Source organism: Arthrobacter sp. CAU 1506, assembly GCF_005047635.1.
Lineage (GTDB): Bacteria > Actinomycetota > Actinomycetes > Actinomycetales > Micrococcaceae > Crystallibacter.
Window position 1 is genome coordinate 403,371 of the sequence record NZ_SUKC01000002.1, and the last position, 16,154, is coordinate 419,524.

A 16,154-nucleotide genomic window follows, 5' to 3' on the forward strand; every position below is an offset into this window, starting at 1 on the left:
ACACTCATGGCATGGGGGCTGATAGCCCTGGTCATTCTGCCCGCTACGTTTTTGGTGTGGTCGCTCTTGGCCATCGACCGACGATCGGTCATCGCGGTTCAAACCAACCTCGGCCGAATCTCCTACAACGGCGATGGCCGGCCTCCGAGCCGCGCGCCGATCTTCCTGGGCCTGGCCCGCAGGCTGACGCCGGGTAGCTACGAAGCCCGGTTGGACAAGCTCCTCGCTACTGCCGGACGGCCGTTGTCGCTGCCGCTGGAAAAGATGATCGTGGGCAAGCCGCTGTTGGCCCTGGCAGGCTTCGGCTTCGGGGTATTCGTCTTCAGCAAGAACCCTTCCGCAGGAATGGCGTTCTTCACGCTGGGACTAACAGTATTGGGGTACTTCGGCCCCGATCTGATGATCTACAACAGCGGCATCAAGCGGCAGCAAGCGATCGAGCTTGAACTGCCGAATACCCTGGACCAGATGCTCATTGCTGTTGAGGCAGGGCTGGGGTTCGAAGCCGCAATGGCCCGAACGGCTGAAAACGGCAAGGGCCCGTTGGCCGAGGAGTTCATGCGTACGCTGCAGGACATCCAAGTGGGCAGATCCCGTGGCGAGGCCTACCAGGCCATGGCAGAACGTTCCACAGTGCAGGACCTCAAGTCCTTTGTCCGCGCAGTCGTCCAGGCGGACAAGTACGGCATTGGCCTGGCCACGGTACTGAGGACCCAGGCCAACCAGATGCGCGTCAAGCGACGGCAACGAGCCGAGGAGAAGGCCATGAAGATCCCCGTTAAGGTGATCTTTCCGCTGATTCTGTTCATCTTCCCAGTGTTGTTCATCGTCATCATGGGACCGGCCGCCATCCGCTTGATGGACGCCTTCAGCTGATCCATGCGCTTAGGCGTCCTCAGGCCTCGTCAGGGTCGGAGCGCTTGGCTCTGGTTTGCTCGGCGCGGCGCAGCAGCTCACCGCCGTCCGGGTAGAGCACTTCTTCCAGCACCAGTGGGTGAGGCGGAGCCAGCTTGCTCTGCGAATCGCGGACCTTCGCCAGCATCCGGTCGCGTAGCCATTCGGCTGGCTGCTCCCCGCTGCCGACCAACAGCGAAGCGCCGATCAGGGCACGGACCATGTTGTGGCAGAACGCATCCGCCTGGATGGTGGCCACCATCACTCCGTCGGTCCCCCGATCGAAGGAGAATTTCTGCAACTCGCGGATGGTGGTGGCGCCTTCGCGCGGCTTACAGAAGGCGAGGAAGTCGCCGATGCCCAGAATACGGGCAGCGGCGTCGTTAAGCAGGTTCACGTCGAGCGCGTGCTTATGCCAGAGGGTGGTGTTCCGTGACAAGGGGTCCCACAAGTCCGTTCGGTCGGCGATGCGGTAGCTGTAGCGGCGCCACAAGGCAGAGAACCGGGCATCGAATCCGGCCGGTGCGAGAACCGCGTTGCTCACCTCAATGGCGCCGGCGAGGTCCCGGTAGGGCACGGGCGCACCGACGCGGCCGCCGAGCACCTTGGCCAGCACACCGCGCAGCCGACGGACCAAGGCAAGGCCCGGGTCGATCTCCCGTCCGCGGGCCAGCCCCTGCCATTCCCCCGGGTCCAGATCGAAGTGCACCACCTGCCCGCGGGCATGCACCCCGGCGTCGGTGCGGCCGGCAACGGTGAGCCGGACCGGGCGGCGGATCATCGTCTCAAGCGCTTCCTCGATGGCACCCTGGACGGTGAGTCTGCCGGGCTGCACCGCCCACCCGCTGAACGGGCCGCCGTCGTACGCCACATCCATCCGGACGCGCAACAGGTCGTCGCCGTGGTCGGGCACGGCGGTGGTGTTCAAAGGCATGGTTCCCATGCTATCCGCAGCCCCGGTGGCATCGCCGGGCTGCTGAGGTGTTCGCCCTCGTCAGCACATGGTGGCTGCGCCGGAAGCCGGCACGCACCGCGCCCAGGCCGCGCACCGCCGTCGTGATCCAATAACCCGCGGCACGCAGAAGCCCGCCGCTCCCTAAGGAACGGCGGGCTTCCGACGGTGCGGTGAAGAAGTTACTTCTTCTCTTCGGCAGCTTCCTCAGCGGACTCTGCCGACGGAGCGGACTCCGCGGAGTCAGCCGACTCGGCGGAATCGCCGGACTGAGCCGACTCGGGCGACTCAGCAGACTCGGCCGAAGCGGTCTCTTCCTCGACCGGAGCCGGGGCAGCCTTGGCAGTGGCCTTCTCGGCCTCGTTCACCACGGCCTGCTTCGGGGAAACGGGCTCCATCACCAGTTCGATGACGGCCATGGGGGCGTTGTCGCCCTTGCGGTTGCCGATCTTGGTGATGCGGGTGTAGCCACCGTCGCGGTTGGACATGACCGGAGCGATGTCGGTGAACAGCTCGTGGACGATGCCCTTGTTGCTGATCACGGCCAGCACGCGGCGGCGCGAGGACAGGTCTCCGCGCTTGGCGAAGGTGATCAGGCGCTCGGCGAACGGGCGCAGACGCTTGGCCTTGGTGACCGTGGTGGTGATCCGCTTGTGCTCGAAGAGCGCAGCAGACAGGTTGGCGAGCATCAGGCGCTCGTGGGCAGGACCGCCTCCGAGGCGCGGACCCTTAGTGGGGGTAGGCATTATGTTTTCTCCTCAATGGTGCCGCTGTGCGCTCCCGAGCGCCAAGGCGGCAAAATTCTTGCGATTTAGAGTTCGTCCTCGAAGGTTTCGTCCTCGTCGATGGCAGCCGCGCGGGCAGCCAGATCGAACCCAGGAGGCGAATCCTTCAGCGACAGACCCAGTTCCACCAGCTTTGCCTTGACCTCGTCGATGGACTTGGCACCGAAGTTGCGGATGTCCATCAGGTCGGCCTCGGAGCGGGCAACGAGTTCACCCACGGAGTGGATGCCCTCACGCTTAAGGCAGTTGTAGGAACGGACGGTCAGCTCCAGGTCCTCGATCGGCAGGGCCATGTCGGCAGCCAGGGCGGCGTCCGTCGGGCTCGGGCCAATCTCGATGCCTTCGGCGGCGGTGTTCAGCTCGCGGGCCAGGCCGAACAGTTCAACCAGGGTGGTTCCGGCAGAGGCGACGGCGTCGCGCGGTGCAATGGAGTCCTTGGTTTCGACGTCGACAATCAGGCGGTCGAAGTCGGTGCGCTGCTCAACACGGGTTGCCTCAACCTTGAAGGTCACCTTCAGCACCGGAGAGTAGATGGAGTCAACCGGGATACGGCCGATCTCCTGGTCACCGGACTTGTTCTGGGCTGCCGACACGTAGCCACGGCCGCGTTCGATGGTCAGTTCGAGTTCGAACTTGCCCTTCTCGTTCAGCGTGGCGATGTGCAGGTCCGGGTTGTGGAATTCCACGCCGGCCGGCGGAGCGATGTCCGCAGCGGTGACGACGCCGGGTCCCTGCTTGCGCAGGTAGGCAACCACGGGCTCGTCGTGCTCGGAGGAGACTGCCAGGTTCTTGATGTTCAGGATGATCTCGGTGACATCTTCCTTCACACCCGGCACGGTGGTGAACTCATGCAGCACACCGTCGATGCGGATGCTGGTTACAGCAGCACCCGGGATCGAGGACAGCAGGGTGCGGCGAAGCGAGTTTCCGAGGGTGTAGCCAAAGCCCGGCTCCAGCGGTTCGATGACGAACCGGGACCGGTTATCGGCCACTACTTCTTCAGTAAGGGTGGGGCGCTGTGCAATGAGCACTTAGTTTCCTTTCAGCGAGCATCCGCTATATGACGCAGCACGAATTGGTGGAAATGGGCGGCTGGTCAGCCTCCAGCGTGGAACTTTCGGCCGCCGACAGGATCCCCCACCGAAGTGGGAGGAAGCTGTGCGGCGGCCAAAAGCATCCTTGGGCTGATTAGACGCGGCGGCGCTTCGGCGGACGGCATCCGTTGTGGGCGCTGGGGGTGACGTCCTGGATGGAGCCAACCTCGAGGCCAGCGGCCTGCAGCGAACGGATAGCAGTCTCGCGTCCCGACCCCGGGCCCTTCACGAAGACGTCGACCTTCTTGAGGCCGTGCTCCTGGGCACGCTTGGCAGCCGATTCGGCGGCCATCTGCGCGGCGAACGGAGTGGACTTGCGGGAGCCCTTGAAGCCAACCTCGCCGGCCGAAGCCCACGAGATGACGGCACCGGTCGGGTCCGTGATGGACACGATGGTGTTGTTGAAGGTGCTCTTGATGTGCGCCTGGCCCAGCGCGATATTCTTTTTGTCCTTGCGACGCGGCTTGCGGACCGCTCCACGAGTCTTGGGGGGCATTTCTTCTCCTACAAAGTTGGTTGGTAGCTAGCTGACCGGCTGGAAATTAGCGGGTCTTCTTCTTACCGGCGACGGTACGCTTCGGGCCCTTGCGGGTGCGGGCGTTGGTCTTGGTGCGCTGTCCGCGGACAGGCAGTCCGCGGCGGTGGCGGAGGCCTTCGTAGCTGCCGATTTCAACCTTGCGGCGGATGTCGGCTGCAACTTCGCGGCGGAGGTCGCCTTCAACCTTGTAATTGCCCTCGATGAAGTCACGCAGCTGAACGAGCTCAGCGTCGGTGAGGTCCTTGACGCGGGTGTCCGGGCTGATGCCGGTCTCCGCGATAACCTGCTCTGCACGGGTCTTGCCCACGCCGTAGATGTAAGTCAGGGCGATAATTACCCGCTTTTCGCGGGGAATATCTACGCCAGCGAGACGAGCCATAGTGGCGGTTCTCCTTGTTGTATCCGGAGGTCTGAAGCAGCACATCCCCGTTTCGGGTCCCCGGCCTCCGTACCGGGGGTATGCAGGTTGCCCTGCTGCGCTGCCTATATTGAGTTACTACGCGTGGGCGTGCGGCCCCTGCTGAAGCAGGAGTCTTAGCCCTGGCGCTGCTTGTGGCGCGGGTTCTCGCAGATCACGATGACGTTGCCCTTGCGACGAATCACCTGGCACTTGTCACAAATCCGCTTGACGCTCGGCTGGACCTTCATGGTTTTCCTTTGCGTTGTTAGCTGATGCTGTTGTAACTACTTACGTTCCCCGCGGTTGCCCGCGGCATAAGTCTTTACTTGTAGCGGTAGACGATACGGCCCCGTGAGAGGTCGTACGGGCTGAGTTCCACCACAACGCGGTCCTCGGGGAGGATCCTGATGTAGTGCTGACGCATCTTTCCTGAGATATGAGCCAGCACAACGTGCCCGTTGGTCAACTCAACGCGGAACATCGCATTGGGCAGAGCCTCCTGCACAGTGCCTTCAATCTCAATGACACCGTCTTTCTTAGCCATATCCTCCGCTAACGTCAGTAACCATCGCTGACGCGGTGGCTAGTTTTTGGGTTTTGCTTGCCGCTACACCCCACTGACACCGTGCGAATCCAAACGGCTTTCGCGGGTGCCATGCACCCGAAGATGGGCATGAAAGTAGAGACAACCAACAGACAACTGTACTCCGGATGAGGGATTAAGTTAAATCCGGATAACGATGGGCAGCGCCCCGCGACGCCGCGCGCTGGTGGACAGTAGGATGCCGCACCCACATGCCTCGGCAGGACCTCGGCTGCACCTGAGCGCTGTCACGAGGCTGGGAGCCGCACCTCAGTCCGGGTACGGGTACTTTTCCAGTACGACGTCGGTGCCCTCCACCCGTTCGGCGCTCACCACCGCGTCCCGGATGGCTGCGGTGACAGCCTCCGCGGCGAGCACATGCAGTTCCGCCCTCGCGTCCATCGGGCCTTCCTGCACCAGCTGCTGCTGGCCGGTGGCCAAGGCGAAGACCACGTCTCCGTCCATCAAGGTGTGCGACGGGCTGAGCGCCCGGGCCAGCCCTGCGTGCGCGGCGGATGCGGTCCGCTTGGCCTGGGCCGGATCCAGCACCGCATTCGTCGCGACCACACATAAAGTCGTGTTCAACGGGGAGCCCTCTCCCCCTGCTGCTCGACTCAGACCCGCAGCACCCTCCCCCTCCGGTGGTCGACCAGGGCGCGCAGCGCCCGTGTGGAGACCCCCCGCCCCACTCGCTGCACCCTGAAACGGCATCCCCGCGGCGTTCACCACCGCAAGCGCGCCGACCACCACTGCGTCGTTCGCGCCGCTCATCCGCAGCGAGGCAGTCCCTACTCCCCCCTTGTACTGCTGGAAACCCAACGCCGCTCCGGTGCCGGCACCGACGTTGCCCCGCTGCACCGCGCCGAAGTCTTGCATCGCGCCCGCGGAGGCAGCGGCGTCGTACCCCATCTGCTCATCCGGGCGGGCAGCGATATCCCCACCGCGGCCCAGGTCGTAGATGGCGGCCGCCGGGACAATCGGCACCACGGCGTTTGCCGTGCGGAACCCTCGTCCCTGTTCCTCCAGCCAGCGCTGCGCCCCATGTGCCGCGATCAGCCCGAAAGCGCTGCCGCCGGCGAGCACCACCGCGTCCACGGTCGGCACCAGCGTGGTGGGGTCCAGCGCGTCGGTTTCGTGCGTCGCCGGCCCCCCGCCGCGCACGTCCACCGCGCCCACGGTGCCCGGTGGCGGCAGCACTACGGTGACACCGGTGAGCCAGCCGGCGCCGGTCTTCTGGACCTGCCCGACGCGGATGCCGGGTACGTCGGTGATGGAAGAAGCCATGGCCTCATCCTCACCCGGCAGGTGCGCCGGAGCAAGGATGAGGCCGTGTGGCGGTGTTCCGCTACAGGTAGGACTTCACGTTCTGCTCGAACGACTTGGTGATCGCATCACTGGCCACCTTGAAGGCCGAGGCGGGATCGGCTTGCTGCAGCACAATCTTCTCCAGCGCCGTGGTCAGTTCCTTGTCTCCGTTGGGCACGAAGACCCGGCCCCAGTCCTGCACGCGGGTGGTCTCCAACTGGTCCACGGCGGTGCGGAACTGCGGCTGCTTCCGGTAGACATCGGCCATGATGTCGCCGTCCCGCGCGGAGGTGCGCACCGGCATGTAACCGGTATTGGAGGAGAAGTAGGCGGTGTTCTCCGAGTTGGTCAGGAACTTCAGGAACATGCCCGCTGCCAGCTGCTGCTCGGGGGTCTTGTCCGCGGCGATGGCCACGCCGGTGCCGCCGGTGGGGCAGGCTGCGCCGCGCGGTCCCTCGGGCAGGAAGCCGGTGCCCACCTCGAACTTGGCCGCCTCCAGGATGCCGGAGAGCGATCCGGTGGACGCCAGTGTGGTGGCGGAGAGGCCGGCGCCGAAGTCCGCCACGTAGTCGGTGGCCGCGATGGCGGCAACCTTGTCGTCGAAGACCAGCCGCTGCAGGTACTCGGCCGCTGCCAGGGCTTCCGGCGTGTCCAGGGTCATGGTCCACTCCTCCGAGTAGGCACCGCCGCGGCCCCAGAGCATGTTGCAGAACCACCAGGCAATCCAGCTGGTGCCCTTGCCCAGGCCCAGCGGCATCAGGCCGGGTTTGTCAGCCAGCTTCGGCGCCCACTCGTCGAATTCGTCCCAAGTCTTAGGTGCGCGGTCCGGCAGGCCGGCCTTCTTGAAGGCGTCCTTGTTGTAGTAGAACAGCGGCGTGGACCGGGCGTAGGGCACGGCCCAGTGGCTGTTGTTGTACTCGTAGTCGTTGTACAGCGTGGTGTTGAAGTCCGCGGCGTCGAACTCCAGGTGGTCGGCCAGCTGGTCGAGCGGCAGGATCTGGCCGTTGATCATGTACCGGAACCACCACACGTCGGAAGCGCCCACCAGTTCGGGGACGTTGTCCGTGCCCGCGGCGGCCTGGAACTTCTGTGCCACTTCGTCGTAGTTGGCGCCGGCGGTCACCAGGTTGACCTTGATGCCGTGGGCTTCGCGGAACTTGCGGATGATCTCCTCTTCCACCGGGCGGGACGCGCCGGGGTGGTTGCTCCACCAGGTGATCTCCTTGGCCGGGGTGATGCCGGACCAGTCCCGGTCGGTGGCCTGCACGGCGCCGCCGGCAGCTCCGATGGACGGGCCGCCGCAGGCCGCCAGTGCGGCGGTGCCGCCCAGCAGTGCGCCGAGCTGCAGGATCTGCCGCCGGTTGATGGTGAAGGACTTTGTTGCGGACACAGTGTCTCCTTGGTTGAGGTGCGAATGAACGGGACATGGAACATCTCAAAGGGCGCGGTTTGGGCGCACACGGGTCTTGGGTCTCGGCTGGCGGCAGGGGCCGGAGCCCGGCCGGACTCCTTCGCTGTCAGCCGGTCACGGCTCCGGTGGTGAGTCCGGCAACAATGCGCGTCTGCAGGGCGAAGAAAGCGATCAGTACCGGCGCGGTGACCAGCACGGTGCCGGCCATCAACACACCCCAGTTGGTCACGCCGTCGTTGTTCTGCAGCAGGGTCAGACCCACCGGCAGGGTCATCATTTCGGCCCGGTCCACCACCAGCAGCGGCCACAGGTATTCGTTCCATTCGGACACGATGGACACCAAGGCCACGGCGGCGATGGTGGGTGCGCTGATCGGCACCACAAACCGGAACAGCCGGCGGAAGTGCCCGGCGCCGTCCAGGGCGGCGGCCTCCAGGATGGACACCGGCAGGGTCAGAAAGTGCTGGCGGAACAGGAACGTGCCGAAGGCACTGGCCAGGCCGGGGATGATCAAGCCCTGGTCGGTGTTGAGCCAGCCGAGCTCTGCTACCAGCGTGTAGTTCGGGATGATCACGATCTGCTGCGGCACCAGCAGCGCGAATACCACGATGCCGAACACCACGTTCTTGAACGGGAAGTCCAGGAACACCACGGCATAGGCGGTGGTCAGGCCCAGGGTGATCTTCAGCCCGGCCCCCACAATCGTGGTGATGGCGCTGTTGAGGAAGAAGCTGTCGAACGGCACGGTGGCCAGCGCGTCAGCGTAGTTGGAGAGGTCGTAGCTGGAAGGCAGCCACTGGATCGGGATGGTGTAAATCTCGTCGCGATCCTTGAAGCTGGCCAGCAGCATCCAGACCAGCGGCAGCACCATCACGGCCACGGCCAGCAGCAGGCTCAGGTAGCCTCCCGCGTTTGCCGGCCGACGGCGGCGCGGGCCATCCGCGGTCCGCTCCCGTCCGTGCCCAGGCGCCAGGGCGGCGGCGGGGGCCGGTCCGGCAGCCATTCCACCGGATCCGTCCGCGGCGGCCGATGTGGGCTGCGGTGTGCCGGAGACACGGGTCTGGGCGGGAGCGGACATCAGTAGTGCACCTTCTTCTGGATGTAGCGCATCTGGACAAACGTCACGATCAGCAGCACCGCGAACAGGATGGTGGCCACCGCTGAGGAGTAGCCGGCCCGTCCGGTCTGGAAGCCCTCTTGGTAGATCTGGTACATCATCGTGGTGGTGCCCTCCAACGGTCCGCCCTGGGTCATGGCGCGGATGATGTCGAAGGACTGCAGCGAGCTGAGCAGCGTGGTGACGGCCAGGAAGAACGTGGTGGGTCCGAGCAACGGCAGCACAATGTCCTTGAAGGTTCGGGCCGCGGAGGCGCCGTCCAGCGAGGCGGCATCCAGCAAGTCCCGCGACACCGCCTGCAGCGCGGCCAGGTAGATCAGCGCCACGTAGCCCACGTTCTTCCACAGGTACACGATGATCACCATCCAGAGCGCGGCGCCCGGGTCGTTGTACCAGTCGGGCGAGGCGATGCCGACGGCGTTCAGCAGCGCCGAGGTGATGCCGAAGTTGGGATCGAACACGAACAGCCAGAGCAGGCCCACGGCCACGCCGGAAAGAACATAGGGAGCAACGACGACGGTGCGCGCCAAGCCGCGCCCGGCCAGCTTGCGGTTCAGCAGCAGCGCCAACGCCAGGCCGATCACCATGCCGCCGCCCACCGTGGCCACGGTAAAGACCAGGGTCACGCCGGCCACCCGCGGAGTGGACGGGTCGGTGAACCAGTCCACGTAGTTGGCCAGGCCCACCGGCATGGCCGCGGCGGACCCGATGTTCCACTGCAACGTGGAGTAGTAGAAGGACTGCAGCAGCGGCTTGTAGGTGAACACCAGCAGCAGTGCCAGGTTGGGTCCGGCAAACAGCAGGAACAGCAACCAGGACTTCCACGGCTTGCGCCGCCTGCGGAGAGTTGGTGCGGTGTCCGCTGCCCTGCGGCGGACGTCGATGGCGGTTGCCATGATGCGAGAGCCCTTCCCCAACCTGTTATTTCCTTTAGCAGGCTAGGGGCAGTTGGGCAGCCAAAACGCCGAATTCAGGGGCCTGAGGGCAGATGTCCCGCAGTGTTCACCCGGGGGTAGTCTGGCGTCGGACAGGCGTCACTTGTTCCGTGGTGCAGGCCACACACGGAGCTGTACACCTGGCAAGTCCGCGGGCTCTACCCCCGGCGGAGGATCAGCGAATGTCCCGCCTCTGCCTCCGACGCCGCCGGAGCAACCAGGCCACGCCGATGCCGGCGACGGAAGCGGTCAAAGCGCCAAGAGCCGCTGCCAAGAGGACTCGAACCATTCCCGGCTCCGTCTTATCCCACGTGCCGGAGACCAGGGCGAAGCCAGCGCTGACCGCCGGGAGCAGCACCGAGGCGACGAGCGCGGCCACCACCGCCACCAGCACCACTGCTTTCCCGTCAACGCGCTTCGGGTTCCGGTTCATGCGTCTCTCCTTTGGTTCTTCCCCTGCATCCCCTACTGTCGGCCCGCGGGCCACGGGAGTCAGCCGGCGCCGAGCGCCGTCAGGCCCTGATGTCCGACGTCGAGGCAAGCACCCAATAACAAGACCACCACGTAGGCACTGACCGGCACCAGCAGCGCCCATTCGCGGGCAGAGCCGGCATTGCCCAGCAACGGGATGGCGAAGTAGCCGTTCCGCCGCCAGATGGTGTTCAGCAGCGGGACCCGGCGCCACACCTTTGGCGGCTTGATGCGCAGCGGCCAGAGCAGGTTCACTCCCCCGGTGGTCAGCATGTCGCCGAGGACGTGCATGACCACGCCGATGCCCATGGCCAGCGGGAACCAGTTCTGATGGTCCGGGGCGTACACGGCGATGAAGGCGGCCACCGACAGGCCCACGGCCCAGGGAATCTTTTGCAGCCCGTCGGGCAGGAACTTGAGGGCTTTTGCAGCGAAGGCCACCAGCAGCACGCACAGCACTCCCGCGCCCGGATATACGGTCCCGAACCATTCGGTCTGGACCGTCCAAAGCCCGGCCAGCCACGCCGTCGCCACGAAGGCGGCCAGACCGATCAGCGAGTGCGTCCCCCGGCGATGTCCGCCGGCCAGCGCCCCTATGCCGCCGCACACTGCGTTGGAGAGCGGAGGCAACGAGTGGGCGATGGTGGCGTTGTGGTGGTCGGCGTCCGGCACCAGGGCGGCTCCGGCGGTCACCATCGCTCCTGTGATCAGGCCCAGCGGCCCGACGTCCAGCAGTCCCCAGCCCAAGGTGAGGCTTTGCCCGCCCCAACCCAGCGGCGTCGTGATGGCATCCAACGGCACGTGTACCTGGCTGGTGAGGGCGATCCAGGCGGCGGCGCCGGAGAGGGCGTGGTGGGATCCCATCATGATCCGGGACATCCTTTCGCGGAAGTTCGTTAAACGCGCGAAGGCCGGTCCGGCTGGACGATCTATCCAGCGGGACCGGCCTTCGCGCGATGAAGTCGGGCCGGGCGTGCGTCAGTCCAGCGGCACCGGGGTGACGCCCAGCGGGGCCAGCCTCGCTGCTCCGCCGTCTTCAGCCGTCAAGACCCAGATGCCGCGGTCGTGCACGGCCACGGTGTGCTCCCACTGGCAGGAACGGGACCCGTCCGTGGTCACCACGGTCCAGTCGTCGTCCAACACCTTGGTCTCGATGTCCCCGCGGACCAGCATCGGTTCAATGGCCAGGCACAGCCCGGGGCGGATCTTCGCCCCGCGGTGGTTGGTCCGGTAGTTCAGCACATCCGGCGCCTGGTGCATCGCGGTTCCGATGCCGTGGCCTACGTAGTCCTCCAGGATGCCCAGCGGCTTGCCGGGCACCGAGGAAACGTAGTCATCGATGGCGTTGCCGATGTCGCCCACGCGGTGGCCGGTGGCCAGGGCGGCAATCCCCCGCCACATGGCTTCCTCGGTGACGTCGGAGAGCCGCTGGTCTTCCGGATCCGCGGTGCCCACGATCACGCCGCGGGCGGAATCGCCGTGCCAGCCGTCCACGCTGCAGCCGCCGTCCACCGAGATGATGTCTCCGTCCTGGAGCACCTTGCCGCCGGGGATGCCGTGCACCACTTCCTCGTTGACGGACACGCAGACCGTCGCTGGGAAGCCGTGGTAGCCCTTGAAGTTGCTCTTGGCTCCCGCTTCGTCCAGCACAGCTTCGAAGGCCGCATCCACATCCGCTGTCGTCGCACCGGGGACGGCAGCGGCAACCGCGGCGTCAAGGGCGCGGCTGACCACCAGACCGGCGGTGCGCATTTTGCGGATCTGGTCGTTGGTCTTGTATTCGATGCTGGGCTGGCGGAACGCCATGGGCTGTCTCTAACTTTCTGGGGTGTCAGGCCGTGACGGACTTGAGCGCGGTCATGATGCGCTCGGTAACGTCGTCGATGTCGCCGATGCCGTCCACGGTGGCCACGATGCCGCGCTCCGCGTAGCGGTTCACGACGACGGCGGTTTCCTCGTGGTAGAGGGCCAGCCGGCGGCGGATCACTGTCTCGTTGTCGTCGCTGCGGCCTTCCTGCGCGGCGCGGCCGAGCAGGCGCTTGACCAGCTCTTCGTCGTCGGCGGTCAGCTGCAGGACGATGTCCAACTGCGATCCGGCCTCAGCCAGGATGTTGTCCAGCTCGTCCACCTGGCCGCTGGTGCGGGGGTACCCGTCCAACAGGAAGCCGTCGGCGGCGTCGGGCTGCTTCAACCGGTCGCGCACCATGTTGTTGGTGACGCTGTCCGGGACGAACTCGCCCTTGTCGATGTACTTCTTGGCTTCGATGCCGAGCGGCGTCTCTTCCTTCACGTTGGCGCGGAAGATGTCTCCGGTGGAGATCGCGACGATGCCCAGCCGGTCGGAGATGCGGGTGGCCTGGGTGCCCTTGCCGGATCCGGGCGGGCCGATAATGAGCATTTGAGTCATCGCAGAAGTCCTTCGTAGTGCCGTTGCTGTAGTTGTGCGTTGATTTGTTTGACGGTCTCCAGGCCCACACCAACCATGATGAGGATCGAAACGCCGCCGAACGGGAAGTTCTGGTTCGCGTTGATGAGCACCAGTGCGATCAGCGGGATCAGCGAGATGATGCCCAGGTAGAGCGCGCCGGGCAGCGTGATCCTGGCCAGCACGTACTGCAGGTACTCCGCCGTGGGGCGGCCGGCCCGGATGCCCGGGATGAAGCCGCCGTACTTCTTCATGTTGTCCGCGACTTCCTCCGGGTTGAAGGTGATGGCCACGTAGAAGTAGGTGAAGAAGACGATCAGGGAGAAGTAGACCGCCATGTAGAACGGCGAGTCGCCGCTGACCAGGTAGGTGTTGATCCAGTTGACCCATTCCGGCGGCGCGGTGGTGCCGTCGGTCGGCGTGTTGAACTGGGCGATCAAGGACGGCAGGTACAGCATCGACGACGCGAAGATCACCGGGATGACGCCGGCCATGTTGACCTTGATCGGGATGTAGGTGCTGGTTCCGCCGACCGTGCGGCGTCCCACCATGCGCTTGGCATACTGCACCGGGATGCGGCGCTGCGACTGCTCCACGAAGACCACCGCGGCCACCGTCAGCAGGCCGACGATCAGCACGCCGAGGAAGACGTTGACGCCCTGGGTGTTCCAGATTTCGCCCAGCGAGCTCGGGAAACCGGCGGCAATGGAGATGAAGATCAGCAGGGACATGCCGTTGCCGACGCCCTTCTCGGTGATCAATTCGCCCATCCACATGATCAGGCCGGTGCCCGCGGTCAGGGTCAGGATGATCAGGCTGATCACCACAAGGTTGTCTTCCGGGATGATCGGAACCGGGCAGTTGCCCAGCAGGGCACCGGTCCGCGCCAGCGACACCAGCGTCGTGGCGTTGAGCAGGCCCAGTGCGATGGTCAGGTAGCGGGTGTACTGCGTCAGCTTGGACTGGCCCTGCGGACCTTCCTGGTGCAGTTCCTGGAACCGCGGGATGACCACGCGAAGCAGCTGCACGATGATGCTGGCGGTAATGTACGGCATGATGCCGAGGGCGAAGATGGACACCTGCAGCAGCGCGCCGCCGCTGAACAGATTGACGAACTGGTACAGCCCGCCGCTGGTGTTGCCCAGCGCCAGACACTGCTGCACGTTGCCGTAGTCCACGCCCGGTGCCGGGATGAATACGCCCAGCCGGTAGACCGTCATGATCCCGAGCGTGAACAGCAACTTGCGCCGCAGGTCCGGCGTCCGGAATGCCCGGCCAATTGCGCTAAGCAAGCGTCCTCCCAAAAAGTTTCTGATGCCGCTGCGCGGCAAGTCACAAGATCCGAGTCTATCGGCTCGGCCCGTTCGCATTAAACGGATTAAGAATACGTCGTGCGCCTTTAAAGCGGCTGAACTCGTGGCGGCCGGCGAATACCGGCCACCACGAGTTCAGTCAGGGGCTGCTAAAAGACTGCACCCGGTACGGGCTGCTAGAGCGCCGTCACGGTGCCGCCAGCGGCGGCAATCTTCTCAGCGGCACTGGCGGAGAAGGCGTCAACCTTCACATCGACCTTGACGGTGATGTCGCCGGTGCCCAGGACCTTCACGGGCTGGTTCTTGCGAACCGCACCCTTGGCCACCAGGGCCTCCACGGTCACGTCGCCGCCCTCGGGGAACAGCTCATTGAGCTTGTCCAGGTTCACAACCTGGAATTCCACCTTGAACGGGTTCTTGAAGCCGCGCAGCTTCGGCAGGCGCATGTGCAGCGGCAGCTGGCCGCCGGCAAAGCCAGCCTTGACCTGGTAACGGGCCTTCGTACCCTTGGTACCGCGACCAGCGGTCTTACCCTTGGAGCCTTCACCACGACCAACACGGGTCTTGGCGGTCTTGGCACCGGGGGCAGGACGCAGGTGGTGGACCTTGAGAGTCTTGTTCTCTTCTGCCATCTTTACTTCGCCTCCTCAACCTTCACCAGGTGAGAAACAGTGTTGACCATGCCCACGGTCACTGCATCGGCGCTGCGGACAACGGTGTGTCCGATGCGCTTCAGGCCCAGTGAACGCAGCGTGTCGCGCTGGTTCTGCTTGCCGCCAATGACGGACTTGATCTGCGTGATTTCCAACTGTGCATCCGACGGAGTCAGATTCTTGGGCGTGGTCATTACGCACCTGCCTTCTGCATGTTGCGCAGCAGGATCGCCGGAGCAACCTCATCCAGCGGCAGGCCACGGCGGGCTGCCACGGAGCGGGGCTCTTCCAGGCGACGCAGCGCGTCGACGGTAGCGTGCACGATGTTGATCGCGTTGGCCGAACCCAGCGACTTGGAGAGCACGTCGTGGATGCCGGCGCACTCGAGTACGGCGCGGACCGGGCCACCGGCGATCACACCGGTACCGGCAGCAGCCGGACGCAGCATGACAACGCCTGCAGCAGCTTCGCCCTGCACCTGGTGCGGGACGGTGCCGGCGATGATCGGCACGCGGAAGAAGGACTTCTTGGCCTCTTCCACGCCCTTGGCGATCGCCGCCGGAACTTCCTTGGCCTTGCCGTAGCCCACGCCGACCATGCCGTTGCCGTCGCCGACAACTACCAGAGCCGTGAAGCTAAAGCGCCGGCCGCCCTTGACGACCTTGGACACGCGGTTGATGGTGACGACGCGCTCGAGGAACTTGTCCTTCTCGGCATCGCGTGCATTGTCGCGGCCACGTCCGCGGCCACCACGGTCGCCGCCGCCGCTACGTTCGCCACGGCGTCCGCCGCGGCGGTCGTCCTGGCCGGAAGCAGCGGTGGTCTCAGCGGATCCCGCGGCAGCGGTCTCAGTTGCTTCAGTCACCTGAGTTTCCTTTTCGTTGTTCTCAGCGGTCACAGTGCCAGCCCACCTTCGCGTGCGCCGTCGGCAACCGCTGCGATGCGGCCGTGGTACCGGTTGCCACCGCGGTCGAAGACCACGGCCTCAACACCGGCAGCCTTGGCGCGCTCGGCCACGAGCTCGCCGACGCGCTTTGCCTTGGCAGACTTGTCGCCGTCGAGGGCCCGCAGATCGGCTTCCATGGTGGAAGCGGATGCCACGGTGATGCCCTTGCTGTCATCGACAACCTGGACAAAGATGTGGCGTGCGGAGCGGTTGACCACCAGGCGCGGACGGACCGCGGTACCGGTGATGCGCTTGCGGACGCGCAGGTGGCGGCGGCCGCGTGCTGCGGACTTGGACTTCGAGGTCCGCTTCTTATTGATGCTGATCGCCAT

21 protein-coding genes are annotated in these 16,154 nt (G+C 65.3%); 1 reads left to right on the top strand and 20 read right to left on the bottom strand.

Going from position 1 to position 16,154, the window contains the following annotated elements:
* Window positions 1–6 precede the first annotated feature (6 nt).
* Window positions 7–876: a type II secretion system F family protein gene (locus tag E4J89_RS04560; RefSeq protein ID WP_346763372.1), complete on the top strand. Its 870-nt coding sequence runs from the start codon at window positions 7–9 to the stop codon at window positions 874–876.
* A gap of 19 nt (window positions 877–895) precedes the next feature.
* Here E4J89_RS04560 and E4J89_RS04565 read toward each other — a convergent pair whose 3' ends face one another.
* The 20 genes from E4J89_RS04565 to rplR form a co-directional block, all read right to left on the bottom strand.
* Complete coding sequence (locus E4J89_RS04565; protein WP_136784902.1) at window positions 896–1,828, bottom strand: tRNA pseudouridine synthase A; 933 nt, start codon at window positions 1,826–1,828, stop codon at window positions 896–898.
* A gap of 200 nt (window positions 1,829–2,028) precedes the next feature.
* Entirely contained in the window at window positions 2,029–2,592 is a 564-nt protein-coding gene (gene rplQ, locus E4J89_RS04570) for a 50S ribosomal protein L17 (protein ID WP_136784903.1), read from the bottom strand.
* Window positions 2,593–2,657: 65 nt separating this feature from the next.
* The gene (locus E4J89_RS04575; protein ID WP_127511086.1) at window positions 2,658–3,662 is read right to left on the bottom strand and encodes a DNA-directed RNA polymerase subunit alpha; all 1,005 of its coding nucleotides are present in this window, start codon (window positions 3,660–3,662) and stop codon (window positions 2,658–2,660) included.
* Window positions 3,663–3,819: 157 nt separating this feature from the next.
* The gene (gene rpsK, locus E4J89_RS04580; RefSeq protein WP_005267760.1) at window positions 3,820–4,221 is read right to left on the bottom strand and encodes a 30S ribosomal protein S11; all 402 of its coding nucleotides are present in this window, start codon (window positions 4,219–4,221) and stop codon (window positions 3,820–3,822) included.
* A gap of 46 nt (window positions 4,222–4,267) precedes the next feature.
* Entirely contained in the window at window positions 4,268–4,642 is a 375-nt protein-coding gene (rpsM, locus tag E4J89_RS04585; protein WP_136784904.1) for a 30S ribosomal protein S13, read from the bottom strand.
* Between the two features lie 155 nt (window positions 4,643–4,797).
* Window positions 4,798–4,911: a 50S ribosomal protein L36 gene (gene rpmJ, locus E4J89_RS04590; protein WP_005267758.1), complete on the bottom strand. Its 114-nt coding sequence runs from the start codon at window positions 4,909–4,911 to the stop codon at window positions 4,798–4,800.
* Window positions 4,912–4,985: 74 nt separating this feature from the next.
* Entirely contained in the window at window positions 4,986–5,207 is a 222-nt protein-coding gene (gene infA, locus E4J89_RS04595; RefSeq protein ID WP_005267757.1) for a translation initiation factor IF-1, read from the bottom strand.
* Window positions 5,208–5,516: 309 nt separating this feature from the next.
* Window positions 5,517–6,530 (bottom strand): P1 family peptidase, encoded by a 1,014-nt coding sequence (locus tag E4J89_RS04600; protein ID WP_136784905.1) that lies wholly within the window; start codon window positions 6,528–6,530, stop codon window positions 5,517–5,519.
* Window positions 6,531–6,591: 61 nt separating this feature from the next.
* Window positions 6,592–7,941, bottom strand: a complete 1,350-nt coding sequence (locus E4J89_RS04605; RefSeq protein WP_240691703.1) for an ABC transporter substrate-binding protein — start codon at window positions 7,939–7,941, stop codon at window positions 6,592–6,594.
* 127 nt (window positions 7,942–8,068) lie between these two features.
* Window positions 8,069–9,040, bottom strand: a complete 972-nt coding sequence (locus tag E4J89_RS04610) for a carbohydrate ABC transporter permease (protein ID WP_240691704.1) — start codon at window positions 9,038–9,040, stop codon at window positions 8,069–8,071.
* Window positions 9,040–9,975 carry a sugar ABC transporter permease gene (locus E4J89_RS04615; RefSeq protein WP_136784906.1) on the bottom strand — a complete coding sequence of 312 codons (936 nt, stop codon included), beginning with the start codon at window positions 9,973–9,975 and terminating at the stop codon, window positions 9,040–9,042. The genes E4J89_RS04610 and E4J89_RS04615 overlap by 1 nt, the downstream gene beginning before the upstream one ends.
* A gap of 214 nt (window positions 9,976–10,189) precedes the next feature.
* Window positions 10,190–10,447 carry a hypothetical protein gene (locus tag E4J89_RS04620; protein ID WP_136784907.1) on the bottom strand — a complete coding sequence of 86 codons (258 nt, stop codon included), beginning with the start codon at window positions 10,445–10,447 and terminating at the stop codon, window positions 10,190–10,192.
* A 59-nt stretch (window positions 10,448–10,506) separates the two neighbouring features.
* Window positions 10,507–11,352 (bottom strand): metal-dependent hydrolase, encoded by an 846-nt coding sequence (locus E4J89_RS04625; RefSeq protein ID WP_136784908.1) that lies wholly within the window; start codon window positions 11,350–11,352, stop codon window positions 10,507–10,509.
* A 111-nt stretch (window positions 11,353–11,463) separates the two neighbouring features.
* The gene (map, locus tag E4J89_RS04630; RefSeq protein WP_136784909.1) at window positions 11,464–12,291 is read right to left on the bottom strand and encodes a type I methionyl aminopeptidase; all 828 of its coding nucleotides are present in this window, start codon (window positions 12,289–12,291) and stop codon (window positions 11,464–11,466) included.
* Window positions 12,292–12,316: 25 nt separating this feature from the next.
* Complete coding sequence (locus tag E4J89_RS04635; RefSeq protein WP_136784910.1) at window positions 12,317–12,892, bottom strand: adenylate kinase; 576 nt, start codon at window positions 12,890–12,892, stop codon at window positions 12,317–12,319.
* Complete coding sequence (gene secY, locus E4J89_RS04640; protein WP_136784911.1) at window positions 12,889–14,202, bottom strand: preprotein translocase subunit SecY; 1,314 nt, start codon at window positions 14,200–14,202, stop codon at window positions 12,889–12,891. Before secY ends, E4J89_RS04635 begins: the two co-directional genes overlap by 4 nt.
* A gap of 197 nt (window positions 14,203–14,399) precedes the next feature.
* Entirely contained in the window at window positions 14,400–14,855 is a 456-nt protein-coding gene (rplO, locus tag E4J89_RS04645; RefSeq protein ID WP_127511077.1) for a 50S ribosomal protein L15, read from the bottom strand.
* A 2-nt stretch (window positions 14,856–14,857) separates the two neighbouring features.
* Complete coding sequence (gene rpmD, locus E4J89_RS04650) at window positions 14,858–15,070, bottom strand: 50S ribosomal protein L30 (protein ID WP_127511076.1); 213 nt, start codon at window positions 15,068–15,070, stop codon at window positions 14,858–14,860.
* Entirely contained in the window at window positions 15,070–15,774 is a 705-nt protein-coding gene (gene rpsE / locus E4J89_RS04655) for a 30S ribosomal protein S5 (protein ID WP_136784912.1), read from the bottom strand. The genes rpmD and rpsE overlap by 1 nt, the downstream gene beginning before the upstream one ends.
* Window positions 15,771–16,154: a 50S ribosomal protein L18 gene (gene rplR, locus E4J89_RS04660; RefSeq protein ID WP_127511074.1), complete on the bottom strand. Its 384-nt coding sequence runs from the start codon at window positions 16,152–16,154 to the stop codon at window positions 15,771–15,773. The genes rpsE and rplR overlap by 4 nt, the downstream gene beginning before the upstream one ends.